Source organism: Croceibacterium xixiisoli (genome assembly GCF_009827305.1).
GTDB classification, from domain to species: Bacteria; Pseudomonadota; Alphaproteobacteria; order Sphingomonadales; family Sphingomonadaceae; genus Croceibacterium_C; species Croceibacterium_C xixiisoli.
This window is the reverse complement of sequence record NZ_WTYJ01000006.1, coordinates 19,737-27,261: the sequence shown is the minus strand read 5'-3', so window position 1 is coordinate 27,261 and position 7,525 is coordinate 19,737. Positions and strand designations below refer to the sequence as shown.

Annotated in this window: 10 protein-coding genes and 1 tRNA gene; 3 read left to right on the top strand and 8 right to left on the bottom strand. The window is 65.4% G+C overall.

Annotation, left to right across the window (positions count from 1 at the left end; translation table 11 throughout):
• Positions 1 to 434 (bottom strand): tyrosine-type recombinase/integrase (locus GRI97_RS18280; protein ID WP_161392678.1); only part of this gene is annotated, 434 nt, incomplete at its 3' end.
• 158 nt (positions 435 to 592) lie between these two features.
• Positions 593 to 685: transfer RNA gene (locus tag GRI97_RS18275), tRNA-Ser, on the bottom strand.
• 230 nt (positions 686 to 915) lie between these two features.
• Between GRI97_RS18275 and GRI97_RS18270 the strand changes: the two genes are divergently transcribed.
• The 3 genes from GRI97_RS18270 (at position 916) to GRI97_RS18260 (ending at position 3,655) form a co-directional block, all read left to right on the top strand.
• Entirely contained in the window at positions 916 to 1,794 is an 879-nt protein-coding gene (locus tag GRI97_RS18270) for a DUF1134 domain-containing protein (RefSeq protein ID WP_161392677.1), read from the top strand.
• Between the two features lie 105 nt (positions 1,795 to 1,899).
• On the top strand, positions 1,900 to 3,087 hold the full coding sequence (locus GRI97_RS18265) for an amino acid aminotransferase (protein WP_161392676.1): 1,188 nt from the start codon (positions 1,900 to 1,902) through the stop codon (positions 3,085 to 3,087).
• Position 3,088: 1 nt separating this feature from the next.
• The gene (locus tag GRI97_RS18260) at positions 3,089 to 3,655 is read left to right on the top strand and encodes a GNAT family N-acetyltransferase (RefSeq protein WP_161392675.1); all 567 of its coding nucleotides are present in this window, start codon (positions 3,089 to 3,091) and stop codon (positions 3,653 to 3,655) included.
• A 9-nt stretch (positions 3,656 to 3,664) separates the two neighbouring features.
• Here GRI97_RS18260 and GRI97_RS18255 read toward each other — a convergent pair whose 3' ends face one another.
• The 6 genes from GRI97_RS18255 to GRI97_RS18230 are packed head-to-tail and all read right to left on the bottom strand — an operon-like array spanning position 3,665 to position 7,476.
• Positions 3,665 to 4,282, bottom strand: coding sequence for a riboflavin synthase (locus tag GRI97_RS18255; RefSeq protein WP_161392674.1), 618 nt, complete (start codon positions 4,280 to 4,282; stop codon positions 3,665 to 3,667).
• A 10-nt stretch (positions 4,283 to 4,292) separates the two neighbouring features.
• Positions 4,293 to 5,276: a bifunctional diaminohydroxyphosphoribosylaminopyrimidine deaminase/5-amino-6-(5-phosphoribosylamino)uracil reductase RibD gene (gene ribD / locus GRI97_RS18250; protein ID WP_161392673.1), complete on the bottom strand. Its 984-nt coding sequence runs from the start codon at positions 5,274 to 5,276 to the stop codon at positions 4,293 to 4,295.
• A complete protein-coding gene (locus GRI97_RS18245) occupies positions 5,276 to 5,695 on the bottom strand; it encodes a hypothetical protein (protein ID WP_161392672.1) in 420 nt (139 codons plus the stop codon). Before GRI97_RS18245 ends, ribD begins: the two co-directional genes overlap by 1 nt.
• A 40-nt stretch (positions 5,696 to 5,735) precedes the next feature.
• On the bottom strand, positions 5,736 to 6,461 hold the full coding sequence (locus tag GRI97_RS18240; RefSeq protein ID WP_161392671.1) for a M48 family metallopeptidase: 726 nt from the start codon (positions 6,459 to 6,461) through the stop codon (positions 5,736 to 5,738).
• Complete coding sequence (locus GRI97_RS18235) at positions 6,461 to 6,901, bottom strand: YcgN family cysteine cluster protein (RefSeq protein ID WP_161392670.1); 441 nt, start codon at positions 6,899 to 6,901, stop codon at positions 6,461 to 6,463. The genes GRI97_RS18240 and GRI97_RS18235 overlap by 1 nt, the downstream gene beginning before the upstream one ends.
• The gene (locus tag GRI97_RS18230; RefSeq protein WP_235917965.1) at positions 6,889 to 7,476 is read right to left on the bottom strand and encodes an SCO family protein; all 588 of its coding nucleotides are present in this window, start codon (positions 7,474 to 7,476) and stop codon (positions 6,889 to 6,891) included. The genes GRI97_RS18235 and GRI97_RS18230 overlap by 13 nt, the downstream gene beginning before the upstream one ends.
• Between the last annotated feature and the right edge of the window lie 49 nt (positions 7,477 to 7,525).

The window sequence follows — 7,525 nt, the reverse complement described above, 5'->3', positions numbered from 1 at the left end:
GGCGAGGTAATCCCGGTAATAGGCAAGGCGCCGATCTTCGCAAAGACATGCAGCTCCAGGCTCTTGAGCACATCGGCCGCATGATGCGGCGCCCAACTCGCAGCTTGCTGAGCATGCCATTCGCGAGCGATCGATTCGAAGGTTGTCTGAGATTCGGCCATACGGGCTGCGGCGATTTGCTTGGCCTGTAGTGACGGATCGGTTCCAGCCTTCAGCAACGCTGCCGCCTTGTCCCGCGCATCTCGGGCTGTTCCGAGGCTCATCTCCGGATAGCTGCCAAAAATTAGGCGCTTCTCCTTCCCTGCGAACCGGAATTTCCATCGCCAGGATCGAAAACCCGTCTTGGTGACATAAAGATAGAGCCCGCGAGCATCCGCGAGCTTGTAACTTTTCTCGGCTGGTTTTGCCTTTCGGCATTGCAGATCTGTGAGCATAGAATGCCCCCATGTGACGGATCTGACGCCCCCACAATGCCCCCATTTCGCTCGCGATACTAAGCGATTGAAAGAGTTTTTCTGAGACGAAACCTGTAGGAAAAGCCTGCTTGGTCAGCCCCTTAAGGGGTTTTTTGAGACTTACTGAACTGAAGGGGTGGCGGAGACGGAGGGATTCGAACCCTCGATACGATTCATCACCGTATGGTCCCTTAGCAGGGGACTGGTTTCAGCCACTCACCCACGTCTCCGGACAGCCTTGTCGGCAGGGGGCGGCCTATAACGGGGGGATCGGGCTGCATCAAGGGGGGAGAAATAAAACTGTTCACCGCTTCACCCTGACTCGGTTCGTCGCGAATCGGATTCGTTCCGGCGCGCGTTCATTGTTGATTCAAGCGTCGGGGATTCTCTTAGCGCGCAAAGCGCCAGTGCCGGTGGAATCTCCTGCCGGAATGACACTGTTCGGGGCGCGGCTGAGGTGATGAGCATGATGATCGAAATCGCAAACTGGTGCCGCGTGCGGGCATCGGCTGTCGGGCTGGCCCTGGCGATGGTTGCGATCGCCCCGCCGGCGCTGGCGCAGGGAATCCAGTCGGTCGATCCGGATGCCGCGATCGATGCCGATCTCAACACCGCGCGGCCGAATTACGATGTGTCGGACAACAATCCGCAGCCCAGTTATGACGATCGCATCTATGATGTGTCGCCCGAACAGCCGGGCCAGCCGACATATCCGACCTATCCGGCGCAGACCGGCCAGCCGGCGCAGAACAACGGATTCGAGGAAAGCTTCGGCAACAGCGCCACCTATGGCACGCCGAACGCCGCCGCGCCGGCCGGGACCACCGGCTATGCCACCACCGCCGCCGCATCGGATAACACGTTTCAGCAAGACGATCTGATCGGTGCGGCCGAGGGTGTGTTCGGCAAGGGTGCCGAAGGGCTGGCGGGGCTGATCGAGGATATCCTGCGCAAGCAGGGGGAGCCCAATGCCTATATCGTCGGGCGTGAAGGTGGCGGGGCCTTCGTGCTGGGGGTGCGCTATGGTTCGGGCACGCTGCACCACAAGGTCGAAGGGCAGATGCCGGTGTATTGGACCGGCCCGTCGATCGGTTTTGACGCGGGTGCCAATGCGGGCAGCACCTTCGTGCTGGTGTACAATCTGTATGATTCGGCGGATCTCTACGAACGCTTCCCCGCCGGCGAGGGCCAACTCTATCTGGTCGGCGGTTTCAACGCCAGTTACATGCGGCGCGGCGATGTGGTGCTGATCCCGATCCGGGTGGGTGCGGGTCTGCGTGTCGGCGTGAATGCCGGTTACATGAAGTTTTCCCGCAAGCAGAAGTGGCTGCCTTTCTAACTCCGACCGGATTGCAAGTCATTCGCAGGAAATTTGGGCGTCTGGGCCGTCAGACGCCAAAACCTGCTTGCAGCCGCGCCGCATGCTGGGCATGGACGCCGCGCTATGCTGGACAGACTCGACCAACAACCGCCCGATGCGCTGCTCGCGCTGATCAAGCTCCACGACGCGGATTCGCGCGCTGACAAGATCGACCTTGGGGTCGGCGTCTATCGCACCGATGACGGCGCCACCCCGGTGTTCGCATCGATCAAGGCGGCCGAGCGCAAGCTCGTCGCCGAACAGGATTCCAAGGCCTATCTGGGCCCTGAAGGCGACATGGGCTTCGTCCATGCGCTGGTTCCCTTCATCTTCGGCGCCGATTCGCCGCTCACCAGCCGCATTGAAGGCATGCAGACCCCCGGTGGTACCGGTGCGGTGCGACTGGCGCTGGCTTTGGCCCGCCGTGCGGGTGTGACCCGTGTGTTCATGGGCACGCCGAGCTGGCCCAACCACGCGCAGATCGTGGCCGATCTGGGCATGGAACTGGTCGGTTTCCGCCATGCCGCGCCCGATGGTACGGCCGATCTGGATGCGCTGAAGACCGCGCTGGCCAATGCCCGCGACGGCGATGCCGTGTTGTTGCATGGCTGCTGCCACAATCCGACCGGGATCGATTTCAGCGAAGCGCAATGGGACGAGATCGCCAGTCTGCTGGCTGCCAGCCCTGTGCTGCCGATCATCGATCTGGCCTATCAGGGCCTGGGCAAGGGCATGGACGAGGACGCCTATGGCACCCGCACCGTGCTGGCCGCCGTGCCGCAGGCGTTGATCGCCTATAGCTGCGACAAGAATTTTGGCCTGTATCGCGATCGCGTCGGCGCACTCTATGTGATGGCGCCGGATGCGGGCGATCTGAACCGGATTCTTTCCAACGGTCATGCGCTGGCGCGAGCCGCCTGGTCCATGCCGCCTGACCATGGCGCGGCCGCTGTGCGGCTGGTGCTGGAAGATGCAGAGCTGACGGCCAATTGGCTGGCGGAACTGCAGGACATGCGCAGCCGCATCGGCCAGGTGCGCGCCGCGCTGGCCGAAGCCGGCCTGGCCGGATCGGTCGACCTGACGCCCTATGGCCGCCAGTTCGGCATGTTCGCCATGCTGCCGCTGGACAAGCTGCAGATCGATACGCTGCGCAGCGATCACGGCATCTATATGGCGGCAACCGGGCGCATCAATGTGGCCGGCCTGACGATGGACAATCTGCCGAAGTTCATCGGCGCAATTGCAGCCGTATCGGATCCGTCCGAAGGCTGACATGGATCGCCAGCCGGTCCTGCAAGGGGAACGGGTGCTGCTGAGGCCGCTGCGACGCAGCGACTGGGCAGACCTGTTCGCCGTCGCATCCGACCGGGAGATGTGGGCGCTGCACCCCAGCCATGACCGGTGGCAGGAACCGGTGTTCCGCGCGTTTTTCAAGGATGCGCTGGCCCAGAGCGGGGCGCTGGCCGTGGTCGATCTGGCCAGTGGCGGCGTGATCGGCAGCTCGCGGTTCCAGGGCCACGTGTCGGGGGCAGGCGGGGACGAGTGCGCTCAGCCGAGTCAGGTCGAGATCGGCTGGACCTTCCTGTCGCGCCATTACTGGGGCCTTGGCTACAATGCCGAGATCAAGGCGCTGATGCTGGAGCACGCGCTGCGCTTCGTCGACCGGGCGATTTTTCGCGTCGGCGCGGACAATGTCATTTCGCGCAAGGCGATGCTGAAGATCGGTGGCCGACTGACCGGGGAAAGCACGGTCGAGGAACGGGTCGGGCGCCCGGTCGAACATGTGGTCTATGAAATCACCCGTGACAGCTTCGCCGCGGGGCCGCTTGCCATAGCCTGATGGGGCGGCTTACCGGCGCAGGCTTTCCAGCCGCTGCAGATAGCGCGCGACGGTATCGATCTCCAGGTTCACCTCTCCCCCTTGGCCCAGTTCGCCCAGCGTGGTGACCTCTGCCGTGTGGGGGATGATGTTGAGCCCGAAATAGACGCTGCCATCGGGCCGGTCTTCCACCGAATTGACCGTCAGCGAGACACCATCAACGGTGATCGATCCCTTGGCGGCAATGAACGGCGCGAGTTCGGCCGGGGCATCGATGGTCATGCGGGTGGAATCGCCTTCCATCAGCCAGTCCGCCACCTTGCCCACGGCATCGACATGGCCGGAGACGATATGCCCGCCCAGTTCATCACCCAGGCGCAGCGAGGGTTCCAGATTGATCCGGCGCCCTTCGGTCCACATCCCCTCCGCCGTGCGGGACAGGGTTTCGGCCGAGACATCCACCGCGAACCAGGCATTGCCGATGGTGCCGCCGCGTTCCACCACCGTCAGGCACACGCCCGAACAGGCGATCGAGGCGCCGATGGCGATGGTGGCAGGATCGAACGGGCAGGCGATGCGCAGATGCAGATCGCCGCGCTGCTCGATCTGGGTGATGGTGCCGACGGCGGTGATGATCCCTGTAAACATGGTTCTCGCTCTAACGCGCCCGTTCAAGAATATCGAGAATATCCGGGCCGAATTGCCGCTGATCTGTGCGCTGCCACCGGCCATGGGCGTCGGGCAGCGATGCAAGGCCGATATCGCCGAGCGCGGCATGGCCGTCGCCGATGAAGATCGGCGCGCGGTACAGCAGCACGCGATCGACCAGATCGGCGGCGAGGAAAGCGGCGGCCGCATGGGCGCCGCCTTCGACGAAGAGATGCAGTAGTCGGGCCAGTTCCGGCGTGTCGCCCAGGATCGCCTGCGGGGAAGGGAGGGCAAGCCAGCCGGCGGGCGCTGCGCCGCGCGTCAGCACCAGCCGGGCGGGGGAGCGGGGCTCCAGCCCAGGCAGGCGCACGTCGAGGGCGGGATCATCGGCGCGCAGCGTGCCGCCACCAACCAGAATGGCATCCGCGCGCGCGCGTTCGCGATGGACATGCGCGCGCGCCGCCGCGCCGGTGATCCAGCGGCTTTCCCCCGATGGCAGGGCAATCCGCCCGTCGAGCGAGGTGGCGAGCTTGAGCGTGACATGCGGGCGGCCGGCGGTGCGGCGGAGCAGATAGCCGGCGAGGCTGGCGCGCGCTGCCGGATCGTTGACGCAGAGCGCGGCAATCCCCGCTGCCTGCAGCCGGGCGATGCCGGCCCCGGCGGTGCGGGGATCGGGATCGGTAATGCCGATGACGACCCGCGCCGGGCCCGCCGCTACCAGAAGATCGGCGCAGGACGGGCCGCGCGCGGAAGGGTGGGCGCAGGGTTCGAGAGTCACATAGATGGTCGCGCCCCGGGCCGCGTCACCCGCCTGCGCCAGCGCCATGGCTTCGGCATGGGGGCGGCCGCCCGGCTGGGTCCAGCCCCGCCCCACGACCATGCCCTGGCGGACGATGATTGCACCGACGCCGGGATTGGGGCGGCTGAGCGGACGGGCGCGTTCGGCCAGCGCCACGGCGGCGGCGAGCCAGCGGGCATCATCCCGATGCGGCATCACGGATTGCTGGGGGGCGGGCTTTGGCTTGGCCGTTCGGCGGCTGCGTCACGCGCGATCTGTTCTTCCATCGCATCGACATCCACGCCGGTCGCGCGGCCGAGGGTGCGATACATGTCCTTGCGCCGTTCCTCCGCCTCCGCCACCCGCTTGGCGAATTCGTCCTTGCGCGCCTGGTTTTCCTGGTTGGAGGAAATGATTTCCGCATCGGTCCGGTCGGGGGCGTAGCTGGTGATATAGACGATCCGGGGGCGTTCCGGCGCGACCCGCTGGCTGGCGGGCAGCAGCATATACATCAGCGCACTGGTAGCGGCGACCGCCAGGAACAGGGCAGGCCAGCGATGCTCGCTGCCGCTGCGCCATACGCCGGCAAGATCCGCGACCGCTCCACGGGGTGATATCTGGCGCCAGAAACTCATGAGCGACAGATAGTCCTTTCGCGCCCGATCCGCCAGAGGCTCAACCGAAAGCGGTGTAGAGGCTGCGGCCCTCGCGTTTCAGCCAGCCATCGGCTGCGCGCAGATCCCCGTCGAACAGGGTCTTGAGCAGGGCGTGAAAGGCCGGCGAATGGTCGAAATGCACGAGATGCGCCACTTCATGCGCCACGACCGAGCGGCGCACGGCATCGCCGGCCTGGATCAGGCGCCAGTTGATACGGATGCAGCCGGCGCCCGAACAGCTGCCCCAGCGGCGCTGCGCGCGCGACAGGCGCAGTTCGGGCACGGGCACGCCGGCGCGGGCGCAATAATGGCGCAGATCCTCGGCAAGCAGACGCAAGGCTTCGGATTCCAGCCAGCGGCGCAGGCGCGGGGCGAGCGTGCCGGCCGGGCCGCCGAGGTGAAGCTCATCGCCGTCGATCTGCGGCACGCGCGGGCGGGCGGGATCCCAGCAGATCCGCAGCACCTGCCCCCGGTAATGCAGCGAGCCGCCCGGTTCGGGCGGGCGGGCGACGGGCAGCTTTGCCAGTTGCGTTTCCAGCCAGGCGGTGCGGCTGGCGGCGAAATCCACTGCGTCACGGGTTCGGCCCCAGCGCGGCATGGAGATGCGGATCTCGCTCCCATCGGGCGCCAGCCGCATCGTCAGCCGGCGGGCGCGGGGCAGGCGGCGGATGGCGATCGGCAACGCGCGGCCGGCGACGGTGACGCTGGGATCCTCGTCAGCGGCCCGGCGCAGCCAGTCGAGCATCAGTCATTCCATTCGACGATGTGATGTTCGATCGGGCCGGCGTCATTTTCGCTGATCACCCGCCCGGCCACGCTGGCCCCGGCAATCCGCACCGATGCGCGATCGCCGGTCAGCAGATAATGCCAGCCGGGCAGCGGCCGTTCTTCTGCGCGGCGGCGATAGGCGCAGGTTTCCGGCAGCCAGCGGACCTGGCGCACCAGCCGCAGCGTCAGCCGCAGGCAATCGGGCACGAAGCTCTTGCGATTGCGATAATCGCTGCATTGCGCGGTGCGGGTGTCGAGCAGCTTGCAGGCGACGTTAGTCTCTATAACCTCGCCTGTATCCTCGTCTTCCAGCTTGTGCAGGCAGCAACGGCCGCAACCGTCGCACAGCGCTTCCCATTCGTCGCGGGACAGCCGATCGATCGGCAGTTCCCAGAAGCGTTCTCTCAGTTCACCCATTTTTCCAGTTCCGCAGCCACCTGCTGACCGCCCAGATCGACCGGCAACATGGCGATCGGTTCGCCCTGGCGCCCCATCAGAAAGGCGGCCTTGCTGTGATCCATCAGATATCCGCCTTCGGAATTCACATCGCCCTTCTTGTAATAGACGGCAAAGGCCTTGGCCGCCGTGGCGACCTGTTCGGGCGTGCCCGTCAGCCCCAACAGTTTGTCGGAAAAGGCGCTGGTGAATTCACCGATCACCGCCGGGGTATCACGTTCGGGATCGATGGTGACGAAGATCGGCTGCACCTGCGCCGCCAGTTCCGGCTTGGCGGCGGCGAATTCCTTGTATCCGGCCATCATCCGCTGCATGTCGAACGGGCAGATATCCGGGCAATAGGCATAGCCGAAATAGATCATCCGGTACTTGCCGTTGAAATCGGCCCAGCGCACCGGCTCTCCCTTGCTGTTGACGAGGTCGAAATCGCCCCCGATCTTCGCGCCGGCAAGCGGTGCTTCGGCGGGGGCGGTGTTGCAGGCTGCAAGCGGAGCGAGGATCGCGAGGCTGGCCGCCAGGCGAAGGGAAAGGGGCATGGGCATGACAAAATGGTTCATGCTCTGCTAACGCGTCATCGGCAAGGGG